The 23595-nt window shown below is 25.7% G+C and carries 30 protein-coding genes, 2 pseudogenes and 1 other annotated feature; of the genes and pseudogenes, 27 read left to right on the top strand and 5 right to left on the bottom strand.

Annotation, left to right across the window (positions count from 1 at the left end):
- Nucleotides 1–446: 446 nt before the first annotated feature.
- From AACK97_RS02110 to AACK97_RS02100, 3 genes are all read left to right on the top strand, one after another.
- Nucleotides 447–2300, top strand: coding sequence for a hypothetical protein (locus tag AACK97_RS02110; protein WP_338968430.1), 1854 nt, complete (start codon nt 447–449; stop codon nt 2298–2300).
- 56 nt (nt 2301–2356) lie between these two features.
- Complete coding sequence (locus AACK97_RS02105; RefSeq protein ID WP_338968428.1) at nt 2357–2782, top strand: hypothetical protein; 426 nt, start codon at nt 2357–2359, stop codon at nt 2780–2782.
- Between the two features lie 69 nt (nt 2783–2851).
- Nucleotides 2852–3931 carry an integrase core domain-containing protein gene (locus AACK97_RS02100; RefSeq protein ID WP_338968426.1) on the top strand — a complete coding sequence of 360 codons (1080 nt, stop codon included), beginning with the start codon at nt 2852–2854 and terminating at the stop codon, nt 3929–3931.
- Between the two features lie 386 nt (nt 3932–4317).
- Here AACK97_RS02100 and AACK97_RS02095 read toward each other — a convergent pair whose 3' ends face one another.
- A complete protein-coding gene (locus AACK97_RS02095; protein ID WP_338968423.1) occupies nt 4318–4629 on the bottom strand; it encodes a hypothetical protein in 312 nt (103 codons plus the stop codon).
- 236 nt (nt 4630–4865) lie between these two features.
- Between AACK97_RS02095 and AACK97_RS02090 the strand changes: the two genes are divergently transcribed.
- The 13 genes from AACK97_RS02090 to AACK97_RS02030 all read left to right on the top strand — a co-directional run bounded on the left by AACK97_RS02090 (nt 4866) and on the right by AACK97_RS02030 (nt 13510).
- Nucleotides 4866–5977 (top strand): IS3 family transposase gene (locus AACK97_RS02090; protein ID WP_338966745.1). Its coding sequence is split into 2 segments (ribosomal slippage): nt 4866–5109 and nt 5109–5977, totalling 1113 coding nucleotides; the frame shifts between segments, so codons are not numbered across the junction.
- Between the two features lie 180 nt (nt 5978–6157).
- Nucleotides 6158–6457 (top strand): hypothetical protein, encoded by a 300-nt coding sequence (locus tag AACK97_RS02085; RefSeq protein WP_338966919.1) that lies wholly within the window; start codon nt 6158–6160, stop codon nt 6455–6457.
- 132 nt (nt 6458–6589) lie between these two features.
- The gene (locus AACK97_RS02080) at nt 6590–7432 is read left to right on the top strand and encodes a rolling circle replication-associated protein (RefSeq protein WP_338968420.1); all 843 of its coding nucleotides are present in this window, start codon (nt 6590–6592) and stop codon (nt 7430–7432) included.
- A gap of 73 nt (nt 7433–7505) precedes the next feature.
- Complete coding sequence (locus tag AACK97_RS02075; RefSeq protein WP_215825617.1) at nt 7506–7718, top strand: hypothetical protein; 213 nt, start codon at nt 7506–7508, stop codon at nt 7716–7718.
- Between the two features lie 164 nt (nt 7719–7882).
- Nucleotides 7883–8113, top strand: a complete 231-nt coding sequence (locus AACK97_RS02070) for a hypothetical protein (RefSeq protein ID WP_338968418.1) — start codon at nt 7883–7885, stop codon at nt 8111–8113.
- A 15-nt stretch (nt 8114–8128) separates the two neighbouring features.
- Complete coding sequence (locus AACK97_RS02065) at nt 8129–8368, top strand: hypothetical protein (protein WP_338968416.1); 240 nt, start codon at nt 8129–8131, stop codon at nt 8366–8368.
- Between the two features lie 28 nt (nt 8369–8396).
- On the top strand, nt 8397–9389 hold the full coding sequence (locus tag AACK97_RS02060; protein ID WP_338968415.1) for a hypothetical protein: 993 nt from the start codon (nt 8397–8399) through the stop codon (nt 9387–9389).
- 13 nt (nt 9390–9402) lie between these two features.
- Nucleotides 9403–9729, top strand: a complete 327-nt coding sequence (locus AACK97_RS02055) for a hypothetical protein (RefSeq protein ID WP_338968413.1) — start codon at nt 9403–9405, stop codon at nt 9727–9729.
- Between the two features lie 9 nt (nt 9730–9738).
- Complete coding sequence (locus AACK97_RS02050) at nt 9739–9984, top strand: hypothetical protein (RefSeq protein ID WP_338967003.1); 246 nt, start codon at nt 9739–9741, stop codon at nt 9982–9984.
- Between the two features lie 24 nt (nt 9985–10008).
- Entirely contained in the window at nt 10009–10365 is a 357-nt protein-coding gene (locus AACK97_RS02045; RefSeq protein WP_338968411.1) for a hypothetical protein, read from the top strand.
- Nucleotides 10366–10441: 76 nt separating this feature from the next.
- On the top strand, nt 10442–11884 hold the full coding sequence (locus AACK97_RS02040; protein ID WP_338968408.1) for a hypothetical protein: 1443 nt from the start codon (nt 10442–10444) through the stop codon (nt 11882–11884).
- Between the two features lie 53 nt (nt 11885–11937).
- Nucleotides 11938–12351, top strand: a complete 414-nt coding sequence (locus AACK97_RS02035) for a hypothetical protein (protein WP_338968407.1) — start codon at nt 11938–11940, stop codon at nt 12349–12351.
- A 76-nt stretch (nt 12352–12427) separates the two neighbouring features.
- Complete coding sequence (locus AACK97_RS02030; RefSeq protein ID WP_338968405.1) at nt 12428–13510, top strand: DDE-type integrase/transposase/recombinase; 1083 nt, start codon at nt 12428–12430, stop codon at nt 13508–13510.
- A gap of 19 nt (nt 13511–13529) precedes the next feature.
- On the opposite strand, the gene AACK97_RS02025 is transcribed toward AACK97_RS02030, so the two are convergent.
- A complete protein-coding gene (locus AACK97_RS02025) occupies nt 13530–13877 on the bottom strand; it encodes a hypothetical protein (protein WP_338968403.1) in 348 nt (115 codons plus the stop codon).
- Nucleotides 13878–14116: 239 nt separating this feature from the next.
- Between AACK97_RS02025 and AACK97_RS02020 the strand changes: the two are divergent.
- From AACK97_RS02020 to AACK97_RS02005, 4 genes and pseudogenes are all read left to right on the top strand, one after another.
- Nucleotides 14117–14710: pseudogene (locus AACK97_RS02020) on the top strand (IS30 family transposase); the annotation flags it as partial.
- Nucleotides 14711–14795: 85 nt separating this feature from the next.
- Nucleotides 14796–15740 (top strand): IS30 family transposase, encoded by a 945-nt coding sequence (locus tag AACK97_RS02015; RefSeq protein WP_338966714.1) that lies wholly within the window; start codon nt 14796–14798, stop codon nt 15738–15740.
- 27 nt (nt 15741–15767) lie between these two features.
- Nucleotides 15768–16302, top strand: a pseudogene (locus AACK97_RS02010) (IS30 family transposase); the annotation flags it as partial.
- 15 nt (nt 16303–16317) lie between these two features.
- A complete protein-coding gene (locus AACK97_RS02005) occupies nt 16318–17214 on the top strand; it encodes an IS30 family transposase (protein WP_338968939.1) in 897 nt (298 codons plus the stop codon).
- A gap of 500 nt (nt 17215–17714) precedes the next feature.
- On the opposite strand, the gene rplL is transcribed toward AACK97_RS02005, so the two are convergent.
- Together rplL and rplJ are read right to left on the bottom strand one after the other, a co-directional pair.
- Complete coding sequence (gene rplL / locus AACK97_RS02000) at nt 17715–18173, bottom strand: 50S ribosomal protein L7/L12 (RefSeq protein WP_338968401.1); 459 nt, start codon at nt 18171–18173, stop codon at nt 17715–17717.
- 35 nt (nt 18174–18208) lie between these two features.
- Nucleotides 18209–18703 carry a 50S ribosomal protein L10 gene (rplJ, locus tag AACK97_RS01995; protein WP_338968399.1) on the bottom strand — a complete coding sequence of 165 codons (495 nt, stop codon included), beginning with the start codon at nt 18701–18703 and terminating at the stop codon, nt 18209–18211.
- Between the two features lie 56 nt (nt 18704–18759).
- Nucleotides 18760–18896, bottom strand: a sequence feature (ribosomal protein L10 leader region).
- 320 nt (nt 18897–19216) lie between these two features.
- Between rplJ and AACK97_RS01990 the strand changes: the two genes are divergently transcribed.
- The 7 genes from AACK97_RS01990 (at nt 19217) to AACK97_RS01960 (ending at nt 22383) form a co-directional block, all read left to right on the top strand.
- Nucleotides 19217–19543: a hypothetical protein gene (locus AACK97_RS01990; protein WP_338968397.1), complete on the top strand. Its 327-nt coding sequence runs from the start codon at nt 19217–19219 to the stop codon at nt 19541–19543.
- A gap of 2 nt (nt 19544–19545) precedes the next feature.
- Nucleotides 19546–19767, top strand: a complete 222-nt coding sequence (locus tag AACK97_RS01985) for a hypothetical protein (protein WP_338968396.1) — start codon at nt 19546–19548, stop codon at nt 19765–19767.
- A 164-nt stretch (nt 19768–19931) separates the two neighbouring features.
- Complete coding sequence (locus tag AACK97_RS01980; protein WP_338968394.1) at nt 19932–20162, top strand: hypothetical protein; 231 nt, start codon at nt 19932–19934, stop codon at nt 20160–20162.
- Between the two features lie 49 nt (nt 20163–20211).
- Nucleotides 20212–20460 (top strand): hypothetical protein, encoded by a 249-nt coding sequence (locus AACK97_RS01975; protein WP_338968392.1) that lies wholly within the window; start codon nt 20212–20214, stop codon nt 20458–20460.
- 24 nt (nt 20461–20484) lie between these two features.
- Complete coding sequence (locus AACK97_RS01970) at nt 20485–21468, top strand: hypothetical protein (RefSeq protein WP_338968390.1); 984 nt, start codon at nt 20485–20487, stop codon at nt 21466–21468.
- Nucleotides 21469–21474: 6 nt separating this feature from the next.
- Nucleotides 21475–21759, top strand: coding sequence for a hypothetical protein (locus AACK97_RS01965; protein WP_338968388.1), 285 nt, complete (start codon nt 21475–21477; stop codon nt 21757–21759).
- A 273-nt stretch (nt 21760–22032) separates the two neighbouring features.
- Entirely contained in the window at nt 22033–22383 is a 351-nt protein-coding gene (locus AACK97_RS01960) for a hypothetical protein (protein WP_338968386.1), read from the top strand.
- 19 nt (nt 22384–22402) lie between these two features.
- On the opposite strand, the gene AACK97_RS01955 is transcribed toward AACK97_RS01960, so the two are convergent.
- Entirely contained in the window at nt 22403–23347 is a 945-nt protein-coding gene (locus AACK97_RS01955) for an IS30 family transposase (protein WP_338967744.1), read from the bottom strand.
- Nucleotides 23348–23595 lie beyond the last annotated feature (248 nt).

The following is a 23595-nucleotide window of genomic DNA, read 5'->3' as shown; positions in this document are numbered from 1 at the left end:
AAATTAAGTATATATTTCTTATGTATGATTTTTTTTGTAAAAAATTATTTTAATGTTGTTTTTATAAGCATTTTAGTGAGTTTTTATAACCTTTTATTAAGATTATGTTTGTTAATATATTAAATATTTTGTTTTATTACTTATTTTTTAGATAAAATGATAATTAAATTGTGATTACTTTTTTTTCAAAATTATTTAAACCTTTTCCTACCTAACAAAACTTTACGCGTCCTGATGAATTTCTTGGTTTGTGGCGTTTTGTAAATGAAGGGTTGGAATATTTTAATAAAGTTATTGTGGCTAACAGTGAATTTCTACAATTATTTAAACCAATGATTAGATTATTTTCGCAACACCCAATTTTTATTATCATTGGAACAATTGGCATTTTATCAACAATATACTTTATTTTAAGAAGTTAAACGCAGAAGAAAGGACAAATAAATATGTATAGATTTATGTCGTGGTTAGTTATTGCTTTTATTGGTTTAGTCCCTCTAGGTGCTTTCTTTGACGCAAAACAACCACCAAAACCTAATATGGAACAATCTTTTATAAAGCGAGAAAAACGAGCCACCAATCCTGCTCAATGTGGAGATAGTTGTGATTTGGAATTTGGTAAAATTTTGAATAGTAATTTTACGAGTTCTACTAGCAATGATTGAGGCGGATGATTAAATATTAGTTCTATTAAAAATGAATTACCTTTTGATGTTTCTAATTCTGCGGAACCTTTAACTTCTTATAAACCGATTGATGGTTTTAAAGACATTCGCATTTTTTATGAGCGTAATGGTAAAAGTGAAAGTAATAAATATAGTATTGATAAAATTGTTAATGTTAAAATTACATTTTCTAAAAATAAAGATTTACGTTTTAGTCAATATTTAATAACTTCCTTCTCAACTGAAATGCCTCCTTTACCTGAAAAAGATAACGAACAACCATTACCAACTGAAATAACTAAAAAGGATGGTGAATATCAGTATAATCAGTTTCAAGATAAACTTGATTATTTAATGATACAACGCCGAGATTTTGATAAATTTAATTATAGTTATTTATATTGAGTCCCAATTTTTAATTTCTTTGATGATAATTTTAAATATATGAGTGAAATTTCAATTAAATTAAATGGTTTTAAACAAAATAGTAAATTTAGTTTAAGTCGCAAAAATTCATATCCGCCTGGTTTCATTGAAAAAGTTATTTTTAGAGAACTTTCATTTTCTAGTTTTGGTGATGTTATTACTATAAAAACTGAGCATGGTAGCATTAGAGGTAATAATGAGTTTTTAGAAAATGGTAAATCGCTTTGAAAATCTGGCTCGCAAACAAGTTTTGGAGGAGATTTTATCAATACCTTTTTTGGACAAATTAATTATTATGGTAATACTTTCCATTTTTTACGCTATGATGACAAATTAAAGACTGATTTTAAAGATTTTATGCTCCATTATCAAAAAGATTTAACTATTGATTTTATTAATGGATTATTTAATAAACTTTATAAAGTTTTAGGTGAGTTTTTTGTACAATTCTTTTATGCAAGTTTTGATATGGATACTTCTACTTATATAGAATTAGATTACAAAGGAATGCAACAAATTCCTAAAAATGTTTTACAAATGGGTTTTTTCTATCGTTCCTTAATTACTTTTTATCCCAAACAGTATTTAATTAACTTTGGTTCAACAATTGAAAATAGTAAGAATATGATTTTTCGTTCTTATTTCTTTGTTAAAGATAAACAAACTGTTAATGGTTTTAATACTGGTAAAAGTTCTTATCAAATAGATTTTAATGTGTTAAAAGCATATGATAATCAATTATGAAACTCCACTAGTAATAAACTGCATTTTTATAATGCTAAAGTCGATGTCATGTATGGAATTAATATTTTTACACTAACTTTCCCACTATATAAAAAGAAAAACGAAAGCACTGAATATCATTATTCTTTATACGATTTTAACATTTTGAATTCAACAGCTTTTATTGGTGGCGGAATAAGCGGAAATATGGATGATTTAATTCCAACGCCCAGCTGTTCTTATTGGGGTTTATTTAGTGTCATATCGTGTGGCATTCAACACGCTTCTGTTAGTGTGTTAAATTGATTACTTGGTCTTTCTGGAATTAATCTTTTAATTCGTCCTCTTGCTGATATTGCCAAAACAACAATTAATTTTACGAAAACTGCTTTCCCAGTATTTGAAGTTATTCCGGCATTTAAATATCTTTTTGAGTTTTTAATTCCCCTAGCAATTTTACTAATAATAATTAAAAAGTTCTCTTAAGTGTTTCCAATATTTTTATATAAAATATAATTCCTTTGAAAGGAGGATTTTTCTTTATGCGAAAATTTTTATCAGCTTTAAATTTAGTATGTATAATGTTTATTTCTGGGTGTAATAGAGGTAACAATACTCTAATTACTGATAATGCAAAAAAATATGAATTAAACTTTATTGAAATTTTGAATAGTAATTTTACGAGTTCTACTAGCAATGATTGAGGCGGATGATTAAATATTAGTTCTATTAAAAATGAATTACCTTTTGATGTTTCTAATTCTGCGGAACCTTTAACTTCTTATAAACCGATTGATGGTTTTAAAGACATTCGCATTTTTTATGAGCGTAATGGTAAAAGTGAAAGTAATAAATATACTATTGATAAAATTGTTAATGTTAAAATTACATTTTCTAAAAATAAAGATTTAGGTTTTAGTCAATATTTAATAACTTCATTCTTTGCTGAAATACCTAATAAAAATTAGTAATTTAATAAATATTATTGAAAATCGTATTTTTGTAATACGGTTTTCTTACTTTAAGGAGTTTTAAAAATGAAATATGTTATTTGCCAGGCTGATTTAGCCGATTTAAAAGCAAAAATCCAAAGTTGATTAAGAACAATTTATAATCACAAACATTATCACAAAACTAAAAAACGAGTTACTAGTTATTTAAATTTATGTAATCAATTTTATTTAGAACCAATAACTTTAAATAAATTAGTAAAAAAGCATTTTCACAGTACACGAAATACATTTTATCAGTGAGCTAATAAAATTCTTACTGCTTATCAAAATGATGATTTTAATAGTTTAATTTTCAAATATAAAAAACCTAACAAAATTAGTTATAAATATGATTTAAATTCTCGTGAAAAAATATGCGATTTATATTTTGATTATAGAAATATTCAAGCTGGTGGAATGTGGTCTTTATTTAACAATTTAAAAATGGGTTTTCACGATATTAAAAAATTAGAAATTCCGAAAAATATTAAAACTTTTTATCGCTGAATTAAATCTGACTCTCGTTGAAAAGAATTAAAACAACAAATCAAACAAACAAAACGCCATTTTAAGCGTTATGAAGTTTCCGAGATTGGTCTTTTACAAATGGATGCCAAAATAATTACCACATCAAATTTTCCGGTTGATAAAAAGTATTATATTTATGATTTCATTGACGAAATAACACGGATAGTATTTGGTTATGTTTATGATAGTTTAGGAACCAATAACGCGATTAACGCTGTGCAAAGAGCAATGAAAGATTTTAGTGAACTTGGCATAACCATTAAACGCCTTCGCACTGATAATGCTCCAGAATTTACTACTACTAATTGAAGTAATAAAAAAGCATACAAAGTAAAAGAAAGACCTTTTACGGCCTTTCTTTCAAGGAATGGGGTTATCCATGAAACCACACCAATCCGTTCGCCACAAAGTAACGGTAAAATTGAGCGGTTTCATCAACATTATACTAAATTATTTTATGTTAAGGATAAAAAACTAAATCAAAACGAACTACAACATTTCTTAAATCAATATTATTACTATTACAACTTCCAACGCTGTCATTCAGCATTACAAAATAAATCACCATTTCAAAAATTACAAGAATTAATAAATTAATTTCTCCTTTTTTAAGATTTTTCTTGATTGTGCAAAACATCTGTGGTATATTACATACTTTTGATAAGGTTGTAGAAACCATATACATATGACAAGATTTTGTTTTCTACAAACTTTTAGGGGGTGTTTTCTTTTGGCAGTAATATTTTGTATTGAATGCGACAACGAAAGCTATATCGTTGGCAATAAAAATACAGTTGGAATCTGTAATTCTTGCGATGAAAAGGGGTTTTAATTTTGAAAGAAACGATAGATTATAAAAATATGTCGTTGGTGTTTGCATATTAGAAACTTAGGAAATCACGATGCTTGTGATAAAAAATTTATTAATCATATTAAAAAAATATTAAAAAATAAAAATAAAGCATACTAAAAAAGTAAGAAATTTATTTTTTAAACCTATAAAAAATTAAATATAGAATTCAAACAATACCAATAATAAATTGAACTACAAATCAACCTTCTTCTTTAAATAAATAAACTCATTTTAAATCTTGAAATTTTAAATTTCAATTAAAAAATCAAACCATAGCATATAATGCTTGTCCAAATGAATTATCTTTATCCGGAGTTCAAAAATAAGCAACTCCTTGTAAAATTCAACCTATTCAAATAGTTATGCCAAAATAATTAAGATTAACTTCTAAAAAGCAAATTATCTTATCTGAAATATCTTCTAATTTATCTAATAAATACATATAAAACCTCCTAATTTTAAAAAGAATAAAAGGATAAAAAAAGAAAATGAAAACTGTAAATAAATTTATAAAAAAATATTGATGAATAATACTTAATTACATTATATTCATATCTTTAAGTATAGTTTTATTATTACATACAGATATTGAAAATTTGCAACAATTTGGATAGGCTACAATAAGTTGGACCATAATTATATAGACTTCAAAATTATTAAGAAAGAAGGAATATAAAAATGGGAAATAAAACCTCATACTCTGAAGAATTTAAAAAACAAATTGTAATGCTATACAAAAATGACAAAAGTGTTATTAATTTAGGGAAAGAATATAATTTACCAAAACCAACTATTTATAGTTGAATTAAAAATTATAATAATTCTGGGTCATTTAAAGCAAAAGATAATCGCACTGTCGAAGAAAATGAATTAATTTACTTGCGAAAAGAAAACCAACAATTACGAATGGAAAATGACATTTTAAAGCAAGCAGCACTGATAATCGGGAAAAAATAACAATAATTAATAACAACAAAAATAAATATTCAGTGAGGAAAATATGTAAGATTTTAGGTTTACTAAAATCAACATATTATTATCAAACTAATAAATGCACCAAGTTTGATGTTAATAATTATGAACAAGAAGTTATCAGTGCATTTAATAAAAGTCGCAAGATTTATGGTGCTCGTAAAATTAAAGCTGTTTTAATAAGAAAAAATATCATTTTATCACGACGAAAAATCCGATTCATTATGATCAAAAATAATTTGGTTTCTAAATACACCAAGTTAAAATATTGTAATCATAAAAAAACAGTTAATAATGACGAAATTAATAATGTTTTAAATCGTCAATTTAATGACAAAAAACCAAATGAAGTTGTTGTTAGTGATTTAACATATGTTCAAGTTGGCACTAAATGACATTATATTTGTTTATTAATTGACTTGTTTAATCGCGAAGTAATTGGCTATAGTGCTGGACCAAATAAAACTGCTGAATTAGTTCAACAAGCTTTTCACAAGATAACACGACCATTAAATAAAATAACTTTATTTCATACTGATCGTGGTAATGAGTTTAAAAATAAAATTATTGATGAAATTTTAATAACCTTTAAAATTAAAAGATCATTAAGCTCCAAAGGATGCCCATATGATAATGCTGTTGCTGAAGCAACTTACAAAACCTTTAAAACCGAATTTATTAACGGTAAAAAATTTGCAAACTTAACACAACTAAAATGCGAACTATTTGATTTTGTTAATTGATATAACAATATTCGAATTCATGGCAGTTTAAATTATTTAACTCCCGTTGAATTTAGAAAATACCAGTCTACATAAAAAGTGTCCTAAAAAGGGTTGCCAATCCAATTTATTAAAAATTTTGGAGCAATTGGTAGGTTAATGATTATAGGTTATTCATTAGTATGAGTAACCATAACACAAATAGTGAACTGTTTAATTCGTTTTGTATTAAAAAAAATCAAAATTAAAAGAAAAATAAAAGGAATTTAAAAAATAATGTTTAAAGTTAAATTAGTTAGTATAAAAAGAAAAATATTTAAAAATAAAGATGGCTCTACGATGTCAGGATATTCTGCCGAATTTTTGCGTTATGAAAATGACTTATTTGAGCCTACCGGCGAACAAAAAGCCTTATGAATTGATGATAATAATTTAGAACAACAAGAAATTTATAAATTGTTAAAAGAAAATGTTAAATCATTTTTTAGTTGCGAATTAACTTTTGATAAAAACCCCAAAATAGTTAATTTGCAAAAAATTGAATTAGAAAAAAATCAAAAAAACTTGTCCAGTTAATTGATAATCACTTCGGTCTGCGAAGCGATGCGGAAAGCGTATGCTCCGCCCGCTTAGCGGGTAGTCGGCGAAGCCGACTATTACTTGATTAAATAACACAACTGGCGAAAATCTAAAATGGGAGCATAAAATATGAATTTACAACCTCAAAATCCGACTGATTTTTATATGAAAACCATTTATTATGGTCAATATATTCGTAATATTGTTATGCCGTTAGAACGCATCAAAGCAAATACTCGTAATGCTGATGGAGTTAAAAATAAGGGTAATTGTGATACAAAATTGCTTAATAGCAATATTCGTGCAAAATCTAATGTTATTCGGAAGGCATATCATAATTTTTGAGACTGTAAAAAACTTACATTCTTAACGCTTACTTATGCTGATGTTAATGAATTTGATATTAGAAAATGTAAGCGTGATTTAAATAAATTTTTTAAAAAATTAAAATACTGATTTAAAGTTAAAAATAAAAATATTAAGTATTTGTATACCTATGAATATCAGAAACGAGGCGTTATTCATTTTCATATTTTAATCACCGAAAAAATACCACATAAAATTATTTTACAATTTTGACCTTATGGAATTAATAAAAATATTAGAGTTCGTGAAAATACTAATGAAATGGTTGTAAAATATTGCTCCAAATATATAACTAAAAATGTTCTGAATGAAAAATCATTAAATCAATATGACTTAAATATCAAGGCTTATCAATTCTCATATAACTGTCAAAATCCCATTACTAGAAAACAAGTATTTACCGATACTTTGAATAATATTGTTAATAGAACTGTAAATTCTGAATTTGTAAAATACTTAAAATCAACAGTTAATAAATTTAAAACCAAAATGTGCGGAGCAATCTATGAATTTAAAAATATTAATTATATAGACTTTGAAAGTGTAAATTATGCTTCATTAGAAAGTTTAAGATTTAGAAATCAACTAAGAAAAATGAAACATTAGGAGTTAAAAAATGAAAGAAAAATTGCAATTTAAAATAAGAATTAAAAATTAGAAAATTAAGGAGAAAAGAAAGATGAGTATATTTGGATTAGTATTTTTTACGATTTTAACATTATTACTAGCATACTATATTGCGGTTAATATTTATCGGTTTTTTAAAGACAAAAAGAAATATGGTAGCGAAGCAAAACAGTTGCCAAAGGATTTTACTTATTCACAACGAATATTTATTGCAAAGTTTAAGCGAAATTTATTAGAACAAGATGAAAAAGAAATTAAAAAGTAGGTTTAGAAAATGTTTAAAAAAATAATTATTGAGTTAATTGAATTAATTTATCCGGCTACCGATTTACCACCCCAAGTTGTATTTTTGTTTTCAATTTTAATAATTGTAATGCTTTTCTCGGCAATTATTTTTCTACTCTTTTGACCTTTTAAGCGGTAATTATTATGTTTTTAGTTGCTTGAAAATATTTAGATTGAGAAATGACAAAATTGTATTTTTGAGATTTATTTATTCAAATTAAAGTTATTCCGGCGTGAGTTTCTGGCAAGGAAATTGATTTAACCAAAGAACTACTTTGACTTTTAATAGCAAATATTGCGTTTTGAATAGTATTAGTAGTCATTATCTTATTTATGGTTATTTTATTTTATAAAGTTAAATCATATTTTGTTTAGAAAGGGGGTGATTATATGTTTAGAATTTTTCTTGATGCAACAACACCAGTAGCAATTACTGGTGAACAAGCGGTTACTAACTTATGAAAAGCATTAATTAAAGCATTTGGTAATATTTGAACTGATATTATTGGTGGTAATATGCCAAATGTCGTTAATTTCTTTGCTACATATTGAGTTTTCTTGCTTGGTGTAATTATTGGTTTATTTTTAATTGCTTTCAAAATGTTTGAAAAATTAATGCCCGGCAGATAATAATAAAAATAAAGAAAGTGTGATTTAAGTGATGCTATTTTTTAAAAAAATAAATTTAAGATTATATGATTTTGTGGCTTTAAATCGCACTTTATTTATTATTGCGTGAGTTTATGGTGCGATTTTGCATTATTATAATCCCCAAAGTTGAAGAATGTTATTTGATATTATTTATTTATTAATTGCTTTGTATATTTTATATACTAAAATTTCTCATTTCTTTGCTCGTCGTAGTTTTATTAATTTCTTATTAAATTCACCTTTAAATTTAGTAATTGGGGCTTTAGGGACTGGAAAAACCGCTTTAATGGTTTTAGCTTCTTACTTATTAAGTGGTTGAAAAACGATTTCTACTTTTCCGATTACAGATAAACAAATGCTTTCATTAGGGCATATGTCACTTTTAGATTATAATTATCCGATTTTAGATGAAAAACATTTACTGTTATGAGATGAAACTAACTTATTTTTAGAAGGAACTGATTATAAAGAAAATGATAGAGTAACCCAAGGTTTACAAGAATATTTCGCTTCGGCTCGCCAATTTACCCATATCGTATTAGCAAGTGGACAACGAGCTGAACATATATGAGTTAAAGTTCGTGATATTGCGAATTCAATAATTGTTGGTATTAGAAAAAAACCAGTTAGTATTTTCCGACCCTATTTACAAGTTATTTACGGCACTTTTAAATCGGTAAGTGAATATGAACAATGACGATTAACGCTAATTAATGCAAAAAATGATAAAAAAGGTCGCAAAATCAAGTATCGGAGCATTCCGGAATTAGACATTTATTTCTTTAAATTGAAAATTCCGATGTCAATTTTAAACCTTTATGATAATAAATATTTATCATTCTTGCGTGAATTAAGTAATCGTGCTTTGAATGATAATTATCAGCATAAATTTTGAAATGATAATGTGATAGATATTGAAGCATTAGAATATTTAAAAATGGAAAAATTTAGCAAGATACTTACTAAGTTAAAAAATAATTTGAATAAAAAAAATAAATAAAGGAGTTTAAAAAATGGAAAACTTAGAAAAAATGGCTAGTTTGATTGGCGATATGTTTTATAAAGTTTTTGATTTAATTTGAACTTTAACCATTCCTGGAACAAATATTCGCATTATTATTTTTCCGCTAATTATGCTTGTTATCAATCTTGTAATTGGTGGCATTTTAGGAATTCATATTGAACGACCAAAAGTTGGTTTTCGTAAAAAATATCAAAAATCAGTTGCTAATTGAGGAACTAAGAAACAATCATCTAGTGGTCCAATTAAGAAATTCAGTGGTAATAGCCCTAAAAATAGACCGTGAGTTAACCAACATGGACGGCGAATAAAAAGGTAGGTTTTTAAAATGTTTAAATTGATAATTTTATTTATTCTTGTTGCTGTTTTTTCTATTTTTGCTTTAAATGACTTTTTAGGTTTATGAGCCTATGTGCGTGAGGGTTTAGAATATTTTAATAAAGTTCTATCAAATAATATTAAAATTTTAGATTTGTTTAAACCAATGATAAGGTTATTTTCTCAACATCCGATTTTCCAAATTTTAGGAACGATTTGTATTTTATCAACAATATATTTAATTTTAAGAAGTTAAACACAGAAGAAAGGACAAATAAATATGTATAAATTTATATCGTGGTTAGTTATCGCTTTTATTGGTTTAGTCCCTCTAGGTGCCTTCTTTGATACAAAAAAACCATCAAAACCTAATATGGAACAATTTTTTATGAAACGAGAAAAACGAGCCGCCAACCCTAATCAATGTGGTAATAGCTGTGAGTTAAAGTTTGCTAGTTTAAAAAACACTAAATTAATTCATCATGGTGATTATTGATTAGATATAAGTGAAAGCGGTTTTACTTGACCTAGTGATGTTGAGCTTGAATATCCCAACTGATTTCGTTTGTTTGGTTATAAAAACTGAATTTCTGCGTTTAATTTTTATAAAAAAAAATGGAACATTACAATCTTTTAATACTCCTGGTAGTGGATTTAAAACAGATATTTATACTATATCAGAAATTGTCAATGTAAAAATTACAATTGGATTAGTGGATAAACTACACGATTTTAAACATTATATAACTTCATTCTCAGCGGAAATGCCCCCTTTACCAGAAAAAGATAACGAACAACCATTGCCTACGGAAATAACTAAAAATGATGGTGAATATCAATATAATCAGTTTCAAGATAAATTAGATTATTTAATGATACAACGCCGAGATTTTGATAAATTTAATTATAGCTATTTATATTGAGTACCCATTTTTAATTTCTTTGACGATAATTTTAAATATATGAGTGAAATTTCAATTAAATTAAATGGTTTTAAACAAAATAGTAAATTTAGTTTAAGTCGCAAAAATTCGTATCCTAAACCTGATATGATGGAAAAAGTTATTTTTAGAGAACTTTCCTTTTCTAGTTTTGGTGATGTTATTACTATAAAAACGGAGCACGGTAGCATTGTGGGTCATAATGAGTTTTTAGAAAATGGTAAATCGCTTTGAAAATCTGGCTCGCGAACAAGTTTTGGAAGAGATTTTATTAATACCTTTTTTGGACAAGTTAATTATTATGGTAATACCTTCTATTTTTTACGCTATGATGATAAATTAAAATTTGATTTTAAAGATTTTATGCTTCATTATCAAAAAGATTTAACTATTGATTTCATTAATGATTTATTTAATAAAATTTATAAAGTTTTAGGTGAGTTTTTTGTACAATTCTTTTATGCGAGTTTTGATACAGATGCTTCTACTTATGTAGAATTAGATTACAAAGGGATGCAACAAATCCCTGAAAATGTTTTACAAATGGGGTTTTTCTATCGTTCCTTAATTACTTTTTATCCCAAACAGTATTTAATTAACTTTGGTTCAACAATCGAAAATAGTAAGAATATGATTTTTCGTTCTTATTTCTTTGTTAAAGATAAACAAATTGTCAATGGTTTTAATACTGGTAAAAGTTCTTATCAAATAGATTTTAATGTTTTAAAAGCATATGATAACCAATTATGAAACACCACTAATAATAAACTGCATTTTTATAACGCTAAAGTCGATGTGATGTATGGAATTAATATTTTTACACTGACTTTTCCGCTATATAAAAAGAAAAATGAAAGCACTGAATATCATTATTTTTTATACGATTTTAACATTTTGAATTCAACAGCTTTTATTGGTGGCGGAATAAGTGGCAATATGGATGACTTAATTCCTATACCCAGCTGTTCTTATTGAGGTTTATTTAATGCAGTATCGTGTGGAATTCAGCATGCTTCTGTTAGTATGTTGAATTGATTACTTGGTCTTTCTGGGATTAATCTTTTAATTCGCCCTATTGCTGATATTGCTAAAACGACGATTAATTTTACCAAAACCGCCTTTCCGGTGTTTGAAGTTATTCCAGCATTTCAGATGTTATTTGAATTTGTAGTGCCATTAGCAATCTTATTAATGATATTAAAAAAGTTTTCTTAAATATTGCCATTATTTTTTATAATATAATTCCTTTGAAAGGAGGATTTTTCTTTATGCGAAAATTTTTATTAGCTTTAAATTCAGTTTGTATAATGTTTATTTTTGGATGTAGTCCTAGTATTTTTGAAAAAAAACTGCAATTTCCCAGTTTGAAAAAAACTAAATTAATTCATCATGGTGATTATTGATTAGATATAAGTGAAAGCGGTTTTACTTGACCTAGTGATGTTGAGCTTGAATATCCCAACCGATTTCGTTTGTTTGGTTATAAAAACTGAATTTCTGCGTTTAATTTTTATAAAAAAAATGGAACATTACAATCTTTTAATACTCCTGGTAGTGGATTTAAAACAGATATTTATACTATATCAGAAATTGTCAATGTAAAAATTACAATTGGATTAGTGGATAAACTACACGATTTTAAACATTATATAACTTCATTCTCAGCGGAAATGCCTCATTAATTTAGTAATTTAATAAATATTTTTGAAAATCGTATTTTTTGTAATACGGTTTTCTTAATTTAAGGAGTTTAAAAAAATGAAATATATTATTTCCCAAGCTGATTTAGCGAATTTAAAAGCAAGAATCCAAAGCTGATTAAGTGCTAATTGCCGTAATCCTTATTACTATAAAACTAAAAAACGCATTACTGCCTATTTAAATTTATGCACTTATTTTTATATAGAAGAAACAACTTTAACAAAACTTATTAAAAAATATTTTAAGAATGCAACGAAAACCTTTTATCGTTGGGCAGAAAAAATTATGACCGCTTATTATTCTGACAATTTAGATTTGTTATTGTTTAAAACTACAAAACCACAAAATCTTAATTATCAATATAGTTTAAATTCTCGCAAAAAAGTATGCGATTTATATTTTAATTACAAAAATATCAAAGCCGGTGGAATGTGGTCTTTATTTAACAATTTAAAAATTGGTTTTCAAGATATTAAAAATTCAGAAGTTCCGAAAAACATCAAAACTTTTTATCATTGAATTAAATCCGACCCTCGTTGAAAAGAATTAAAACAACAAATCAAACAAACTAAACGCCATTTTAAGCGTTATGAAGTCTCTGAGATTGGTCTTTTACAAATGGATGCTAAAATTATTACCCCAGCAAATTTTCCGGTTGATAAAAAATATTATATTTATGATTTCATTGACGAAATGACACGCATAGTATTTGGTTATGTTTATGATAGTTTAGGAACTAACAATGCTATTAATGCTGTACAAAGAGCAATGAAAGATTTTCGTGAACTTGGCATAACCATTAAACGCCTTCGTACTGATAATGCTCCAGAATTCACTACTACTAATTGAAGTAATAAAAAATCATACAAAGTAAAAGAAAGGCCTTTTACAACCTTTCTTTCGAAAAATAGAATTGTTCACGAGACGACACCAATCCGTTCTCCTCAGAGTAACGGTAAAATCGAGCGGTTTCATCAACACTATACTAAATTATTTTATGCTAAGAATAAAAAGTTAAATCAAAATGAACTTCAACATTATTTAAACAAATATTATTATTTTTATAACTTTGAGCGTGGCCATTCGTCATTAAACACTAAAACTCCATTTCAAACATTACAAAAGTTTTTAACAACCTAATTTATAGAAGTTTGAATAATTATGATGCATCAGGTCATCAAATAGTTGAACCATCTGAATCTGTTGTTTTACCAGCACCTCTAACATAATTTTCTCCGTACCCATCTATAACTTTTTTTGCTACGCCATCCTTGTTATAAGAATCAGTAATAGCAACACCAGAACTAAGTAAAGAAAGACCAATTGCAATACCGGTAATAATAGCTGTAGCACCCAAGTCTCTTTTATTTCTATTTAAAGTTTCTAAATTATTTGTTTGTAAAGAATTAATTTCATTTTTTGTTGGAGCGGGAGCATTACCAACAAGGCATGCTATCGCGTTTCCTGATATTGTTATTGTTCCTAAAATTGCTAGTAATTTTTTCATAATTTAATCAAATCCTTTATGTGAATTTTTGCTAATTAATAAAATTTATTGAACAATCAATCCTCCTTTACAAAATATATTAATAAATAAGTAAAAAATGTCTACCGAGATTAAATTTGATTTTTATAGAAAACATGTTTATAAGATTTTTTATCCTGAAATGTAAAATTAAAAAGGACACTTATATAAAAAACAAATTGTGTTAATTCTATAATTAAGAAAAGAAAGGAATTAGCACAATGTATAAGTATCTGACTATTGAATCAATAATAGCAATAAAAGAATATAAAAGTTATGGATTTTCTATTCGTAAAATAGCAAAAGCAATTGATTATAGTAAATCAACTGTACACAGAGTTTGTAAATTATTAAATCAAAACTTATTACCATTAGAAATATTGAATCAAGTTCAAAAAAATAAACAAAATGCAGGTAGAAAATTAATAATTTTAACTTTAACAGAAATTAATACTATCAATCATTTGTTAATTACTAAAAATTATGCTCTTGATATAATTGCTGATTTTTTAAAGAAAAATAAAATAAAAAATATTTCAACAAAAACTTTATATAACATGTTTAAAACAAATCGAATGGGTTTTGATGAAAAAAATTTATTGAGAAAAGGCAAAAATAAACCTCATAAACAAAAAGAAACTAGGGGCAGAATTAATAATTGTAAATCTATTCATGAAAGAAATTTAATCATTCCAAATATTAAAAATATACAAGAATTTGGCCATTTAGAGGGAGATACTATCGTTGGTAAAGATCATAAAAGTTCTATTATTACTTTAGCTGATATATGATCAAAAACCACAATTCTTTTGAAACCTGAAATGTAAAATTAAAAAGGACACTTATATAAAAAACAAATTGTGTTAATTCTATAATTAAGAAAAGAAAGGAATTAGCACAATGTATAAGTATCTGACTATTGAATCAATAATAGCAATAAAAGAATATAAAAGTTATGGATTTTCTATTCGTAAAATAGCAAAAGCAATTGATTATAGTAAATCAACTGTACACAGAGTTTGTAAATTATTAAATCAAAACTTATTACCATTAGAAATATTGAATCAAGTTCAAAAAAATAAACAAAATGCAGGTAGAAAATTAATAATTTTAACTTTAACAGAAATTAATACTATCAATCATTTGTTAATTACTAAAAATTATGCTCTTGATATAATTGCTGATTTTTTAAAGAAAAATAAAATAAAAAATATTTCAACAAAAACTTTATATAACATGTTTAAAACAAATCGAATGGGTTTTGATGAAAAAAATTTATTGAGAAAAGGCAAAAATAAACCTCATAAACAAAAAGAAACTAGGGGCAGAATTAATAATTGTAAATCTATTCATGAAAGAAATTTAATCATTCCAAATATTAAAAATATACAAGAATTTGGCCATTTAGAGGGAGATACTATCGTTGGTAAAGATCATAAAAGTTCTATTATTACTTTAGCTGATATATGATCAAAAACCACAATTCCTTTGAAAACTAAAAATCATAAAGCAGAAAGTATTACACAAAGTATAATAAAATTTATTTCAAAATTAATACCAGGAACAATTAAAACTATTACTTTTGATCGTGGTAAAGAATTTAGTAAATGAAAATTAATTGAAAAAAATTGTAATGTTAAAATTTATTTTGCAGATGCCGGCAAACCTTGTCAAAGAGGTTTAAATGAGAACAATAATGGTATTTTAAGAAGATATTTACCAAAATCTACTGATTTATCTTCATATAAACAAAAAGACTTAAATTCTATAGCATTTCAAATTAATTCTACACCCAGAAAATCATTATCTTATAAAAGACCAATAGATTTAATACAATTATTTTAAAAAACTGTCCCATTTATATTTACAATTCAGGAAACTAGGGGCAGAATTAATAATTGTAAATCTATTCATGAAAGAAATTTAATCATTCCAAATATTAAAAATATACAAGAATTTGGCCATTTAGAGGGAGATACTATCGTTGGTAAAGATCATAAAAGTTCTATTATTACTTTAGCTGATATATGATCAAAAACCACAATTCCTTTGAAAACTAAAAATCATAAAGCAGAAAGTATTACACAAAGTATAATAAAATTTATTTCAAAATTAATACCAGGAACAATTAAAACTATTACTTTTGATCGTGGTAAAGAATTTAGTAAATGAAAATTAATTGAAAAAAATTGTAATGTTAAAATTTATTTTGCAGATGCCGGCAAACCTTGTCAAAGAGGTTTAAATGAGAACAATAATGGTATTTTAAGAAGATATTTACCAAAATCTACTGATTTATCTTCATATAAACAAAAAGACTTAAATTCTATAGCATTTCAAATTAATTCTACACCCAGAAAATCATTATCTTAATAAAAGACCAATAGATTTAATACAATTATTTTAAAAAACTGTCCCATTTATATTTACAATTCAGGTAAAAATTAGTGAAATAGCTAAAAATCTTAATCGAAGTATTAGTACTATTAATCGAGAAGTTAATAGAAATAAAGATAATAATCATTATTTTTCATTAATTGCACAAAATAAAGCAGAAAATAGAAAACAATTACATGTTTATTTTCATAAATTTAAAAATAGAGAATTAGTAAAATATGTACAACAAAAATTATTATTAGGTTGATCGCCTGAACAAATTTATGGCAGAATTAAAAATTTTCATCAAGAATGAATTATTAGTTTTAAAACAATTTACAATTGAATTTATTCTGGATTACTTGAAAAGGTTACTAGTAAAAATTTAAGAAGAAAAGGTAAGAAACGAAAATCTCAAGAAAATCGGGGTAAATTTAATGGTAAATCCATTAAAGAACGAAATGTTAATAATCGCATAACTCTTGGCCATTGAGAAGGTGATACTGTAGTATCATCACGAGGTAAAAGTAAATCATGTTTAATAACTTTAGTTGAAAGAACATCAAGATTTACTTTAGCAATATTAGTTGAAAATAGAACTACTAAAGTTATTAACAAAAATATTAGTCATTATTTATCAATTCTTCCAAATAATCTTGTTAAGACTATAACATTTGATAGGGGTAAAGAATTTGCTAATTGACAACAACTTGAAAAAAATTTAAATGTGAAAATTTATTTTGCTGATGCATATTCACCTTGACAAAGAGGTACTAATGAAAATACTAATGGTTTAATTAGAGAAAAATTTCCTAAAAAATTTAATTTTTCAAACACTACTAAAAATGCAGTTCATAAATTTATATTGTCTTTAAACCAAAGACCAAGAAAAATACTAAATTATCTTTCGCCAATCGAATATTTGGTTAGAAAAATAATTTAGTTACACTTAACTTTACAATTTGGCATTTATTTCCAGTTAACTTATTAGCAAATAAAAATTTTGTACCATTAGTACTAATAAATAACGAAGCAATTACTAATAATGGTTTATAAAATAAAAACTTACTCATCATTATTCCTCACTTTGAATTATTTAGTTATTTATACAATCTTAACTACAACAATTATGACACAAAAATGTCAAAATAATCATATAATATTTAAAGTTGAAACATCTTTTCAAGATAACGATAATCCGCCCATTATTTGACAAACAAAAAACCTAGCAAATATACCTTTGCTAGGTTTTAGTGAGGAACATTTCGGATACCCCAATACCGCACAGGACTAAGCTACTTAAAACAGTGCTGTGCGAATTAATATCGCACGCCTTTATCTTAGTCATCGGACATTTTTGTGTAGAATGTCCTTGAATAGGACACCTTTATATTAACATATCCTAATATAAGATGTAAATACTTTTTTAGTTATTTTTAAAATTTATTTAATTTCAACCCCAGCACCAGCAGCAACAAGTTTTTCCTTAATTTTTTCGGCTTCTTCTGGTTTAACTTTTTCTTTAATTACTGGATTTTCACCCTCAACTAATTTTTTAGCTTCCATTAAAGGTTTTTCGGTAATCTCGGCTACTGCTTTAATAACTGCAATTTTAGAATCACCAAGTTTAGTTAAAATAACATTTACCTCTGTCGGTGCAACATTACCATCACCCTGTGAAGCTGCTTGCATCATCACTGGTGCACTAGCAGTAACATTAAAATGTTCTTCAATTGCTTTTACTAATTCATTTAGTTCAATTAATTTCATCTCTGCTAGCGAAGCGATAATATCTTGTTTTGTTATTTTATTACCTTTTTTAACACTACCAGTTTTTTCTTCGTTAATTTTATTTTCTATTTCTTCTTGGGTATCTTTTTTTATTGGATTATTTTCTGCCATAATATAATTCTCTCCTTTTATTTTTATATATCAGTTTATTCTGTTAGTTGTTTATCAGCAATGGCTTTAATTGCTAAAGCAACATTAATTAATGGACTAATAATTGCTGAAGCAAACATTGAAATAAGGCTGTTTTTTGAAGGCAATGTGGCTAATACTTGTAATTCATCATATAACACTACTTTACCATCCAAAATAGCACTTTTTAATACTAAATTTTTATGTTCCTTAGCAAAATTAGCTAATAATCTTGGGCCTACAATTTCATCAGTTGCCGAAAACACTAATGCATTAGGGCCTAATAAGACATCATCTAAATTATTAACACTTAACTCTTGTAATGCTCTTCTTACTAATGTATTTTTATAAATTTTTAAACTAGCATCTTCACTTCTTAACTGTAACTTTAAATTAGTTAAATCTTGAACAGAAAATCCATGATAATGAATAATAGTTATTGACTTTGACGATGCAATCTTTGTTTTAATCTCTTGAACAATATTATTTTTAGTTTCTATTGCTGGTCGCATTCATCCACCCCTTCCTAATTTCTTAAACATAACCGTTTAATCCTGAAATCAATATCTATCTTACATAAAAAAACTCGGTATGTAATACCGAGTTTAAAAGAGTTTTTGTAATCCAAAATCCTATACCTTTTAATCCTCGGCAACATAATTAAGGTTTCCCCGTTGCTGTCTATAGACTATTGATAGCATAAGATAATAATAATATGTTTTTAACACAAATGCAATACTTATTTTAAAATTTTTTGTGTAAAGCACACACTTATGTTAGTTTTACACAAAATCAATAAATAAATATGAGCTCATTTATTTATTGCAAGAAATATAAGGTTAAATTAACACTTATTATTTTTAATTATGCTTTATATTTTTTTGCACCAATGAAATCAAACTAAGTTAATTAGTAAACGAAGTTTACTAACAAAAATTGTTAAACATTCAAATCTGCGATATATGAATGTTTAAAAAACTTAGTTAAATAACTTAGTTTATAACAAATAAGAAAGGTAATTTACTATGAAAAAAATTGAAAACATTTTCTTAAATACTAAAAAATATCTCTTAAAAGAAACTCAAAACGCAATTTTAATCAAGGCACCAAAAATTCCGTGATTTAATAAACAAATCGGTATTTGGTTTCCAAAACGATTTGTTTATAAAGGAAAATATGAAAATTCAATTTGCATCGGAATAATCAAGAATAATGAATACCAAGTAATTTCAATTAATCAACCAGAGCAAGAAACCAAGTTAATTAAAGGACAAGAATTATTAAGTTTCTTCATTGTCGAAAAAGAAAACAATAAAAAAGATACAAATTATAACTATTTTAAAGGAGTTTAAAAATGAATATTGCAATTGGACTAATATTTATTATTATCAGCATAATGCTATCGGCATATTTTGCTTATAAAATTTATGCCAAAATAAAAATGCGAATTAAATATAAAAATGCCATTAAAAATAATTCTGGTAATTTTACAAAAGACGAAAAAGTATTTATTGCTCGCTTTAAAGAATGAGTTAAAGCTCCTAATTCAAAAGAAAATAACGAGGATGAAAAATAATGTTTTGAGAAATTATTATGGAATTCTTAAAACTGTTTGTTCCGATAGAAAAAATGCCTACACAAGTTGCGTTTATTGCCGAATTAATTATTATAATTACTTTTATTTTCGCATTAATCTCAATTATGTATTTACCAATAAAAATGATTTTTGGGAGATAAAAAATGACAATAAATTTAAAAGAATTTAATTGAGAACAAATTAAACAAACTTTCTGAGATTTATTTATTCAAATTACAACTATCCCGGCGCATGTTACTGGTGGTAAAGAAATTAAATTAATAGAAGCACCACTTTGACTTTTAATAGCAAACATTGCTTTTTGATTTTTAACAGCAATTATGGTGTGATTTATTCTAATGCTACTTTGGAAAACCATATCAGTATTTAGATAGAAGCGAAATTAATGTCAAGAAGTTATATTAAAAGAAAGGGGGTGATTATATGATTGGAATTTTCTTAGTGGGAGAAACACCAGTAACAGTAGAAAAAATAACAGCTAGTGACGCAATGACTAAATTATGAAATGCGATCATAACAGCGTTTACTAAAATGTGAGAAATTATTGCTGTTAATATGCCACAAGTTGGTAACTTCTTTGCTGACTATTGAATATTCATTTTTCCATTTATTTTGGCAATATTCTTTATTTGCTTTAAAATGTTTGAAAAACTACTTGGAGCAGTACGCTAATAAAAAAATAAAGTGAGGTGTAAGATGAAATTTTGCAAATGAATAATAGAAAAAAATAACCATTTTATTGAATTAAATCGCACCTCATTTTTAATTTTATGACATTGAGGAGCAATTTGATATATTTACAACGGTTATTTTAAAAACATTGTGAGCTATTTATTTTTAGCAGGTTGTATTTTAATTTTCCTTTTTAAAATTAGTAATTTAACACAAATTAACAAAGTTATTAATTTCTTAAAAAACTCACCATTAAATATTGTTATTGGTTCATTAGGAACTGGAAAAACCGCCTTTCTAGTATACGCATCAAAATTACTAAAAAAGAAAAAATATCATATCGCATCAACATTTCCATTACTAGAAACCCAAAAATTAAGTTTAGGGCATATGGGATTGTTAGACTTTGATTATCCGGTATTGCCGGACAAAACCTTACTTTTGTGAGATGAAACTAATTTATTTTTAGAAGGAACTGATTGAGAAAAAAATAATACCAAAAACGAAGAAACCGGTATTCAAGAATATTTCGCTCTAGCACGACATTTTGGTCATATTGTGTTGGCTAGCGGTCAAAGAGATAAACATATTTGAGTTAAAGTTCGTGATATTGCCAACAATGTGATTGTGGGAATTCGCAAAAAACCAGTTAATATTTTTCGCCCCTACTTAAAAGTCATTTATGGCACCTTTACGAGCATTGAAGAATATGAACGCTGACGAAACACCTTAATTGATGCTAAAAATAATAAAAGGGGCCGTCGCATTAAATATCGTGATATTCCTGAACTTGATATTTATTTTTTTAAACTAAAAATTCCTCTACCAATATTAAACACTTACAATTCTTTTTATCTAGCATTTTTAAGAGATTACTTAAATGCAAAAGTAAATCCTGACTATGAAGACAAATACTATACTGACACAGCAATTGATTTAGAAGACTTAGAATACTTAAAAATGGATAAATTCAGCAAATTTTTAAGAAAAATGAAAGAAAAGGAATAATAAAAAATGGAAAATCTCGCAAAAATGGCCGACTTTCTCGCCCAAATGCTTTATAAAGTTTTTGATTTAATTTGAAGCCTTGAAGTGCCAGGAACGAATATTCAACTAATATTTCCTTTATTCTTAACGCTGGCTGTAGAATTTCTTATGGCAATTATTCTTGGATTTGGTAGTCAACAAGTTAATTTAGAAAAACAACGCCAATATGCCGTTAAAAATAAAGGGCGGCTAAGTGCGTGAGGAAAAGCTAAAAAACAAATAAAACCATTAAAAGCAAAACAAGGTAACTAATAATATTTAAACTAATTATTATTTTTATCTTAATAACTGTTCTTGGACTTTTAGCTGGTAGTCATTTTGAAACTTTAACAAACTATATTAACGAAGGGCTTGCCAATTTTCAAAAGTTTATTACTAGCAATTTAACAATTTTAGAACTATTTAAACCAATGGCTCGGACATTCTCGCAACATCCAATCTTTACCATTCTTGGTGTCACTTGTGTATTTATTGCTTTATTTATTGTGATTAAAGGACGATAAAAAATATGAAGGGAGAATTAAAATGAAAAAATTTTTAGGAAAATTATTTAAAAAAGACAATTCAAAAGAAAAAACGCCTTTAAAATTAAGAATTAAAAATTCTTTTAAAAAACAGTGGTTAAAAATAATATTAAGTATCATTTTCATCTTTATAAGTTTATTAATTTGTGCATTTACAGTAATCGATACTAAATGAATAACTGGAACAAGGGATGAATTTAATAAATTTATGAATGAAGAGATGGTTAAATTCTTTGGTAAATTCAATAGTGGTATTATGTTAGCAGGAATATTTATTTTCTGATGAGGCGGAGCAATATATTTTGCAATTAAACTTGAAAAATTAATCCGCTTTATTATTCCTGAATTGTAAATATAAATGGGACAGTTTTTTAAAATAATTGTATTAAATCTATTGGTCTTTTATAAGATAATGATTTTCTGGGTGTAGAATTAATTTGAAATGCTATAGAATTTAAGTCTTTTTGTTTATATGAAGATAAATCAGTAGATTTTGGTAAATATCTTCTTAAAATACCATTATTGTTCTCATTTAAACCTCTTTGACAAGGTTTTCCGGCATCTGCAAAATAAATTTTAACATTACAATTTTTTTCAATTAATTTTCATTTACTAAATTCTTTACCACGATCAAAAGTAATAGTTTTAATTGTTCCTGGTATTAATTTTGAAATAAATTTTATTATACTTTGTGTAATACTTTCTGCTTTATGATTTTTAGTTTTCAAAGGAATTGTGGTTTTTGATCATAGATCAGCTAAAGTAATAATAGAACTTTTATGATCTTTACCAACGATAGTATCTCCCTCTAAATGGCCAAATTCTTGTATATTTTTAATATTTGGAATGATTAAATTTCTTTCATGAATAGATTTACAATTATTAATTCTGCCCCTAGTTTCTTTTTGTTTATGAGGTTTATTTTTGCCTTTTCTCAATAAATTTTTTTCATCAAAACCCATTCGATTTGTTTTAAACATGTTATATAAAGTTTTTGTTGAAATATTTTTTATTTTATTTTTCTTTAAAAAATCAGCAATTATATCAAGAGCATAATTTTTAGTAATTAACAAATAATTGATAGTATTAATTTCTGTTAAAGTTAAAATTATTAATTTTCTACCTGCATTTTGTTTATTTTTTTGAACTTGATTCAATATTTCTAATGGTAATAAGTTTTGATTTAATAATTTACAAACTCTGTGTACAGTTGATTTACTATAATCAATTGCTTTTGCTATTTTACGAATAGAAAATCCATAACTTTTATATTCTTTTATTGCTATTATTGATTCAATAGTCAGATACTTATACATTGTGCTAATTCCTTTCTTTTCTTAATTATAGAATTAACACAATTTGTTTTTTATATAAGTGTCCTTTTTAATTTTACATTTCAGGATTCAAAAAATTAAATTTAAAAGAGCCTTAAAAAATGAAACTAAACAAGTTAATTAATTTTTTAAAAAGATATTGATGAATAATACTTAATTACATTATATTCATATCTTTAAGTATAGTTTTATTATTACATACAGATATTGAAAATTTGCAACAATTTATT

Source organism: Spiroplasma endosymbiont of Lonchoptera lutea, assembly GCF_964019715.1.
Lineage (GTDB): Bacteria > Bacillota_I > Bacilli_A > Mycoplasmatales > Nriv7 > Nriv7.
Note: the sequence above shows the minus strand (reverse complement) of the source record. Positions and strands in the feature narration are given on the sequence as shown.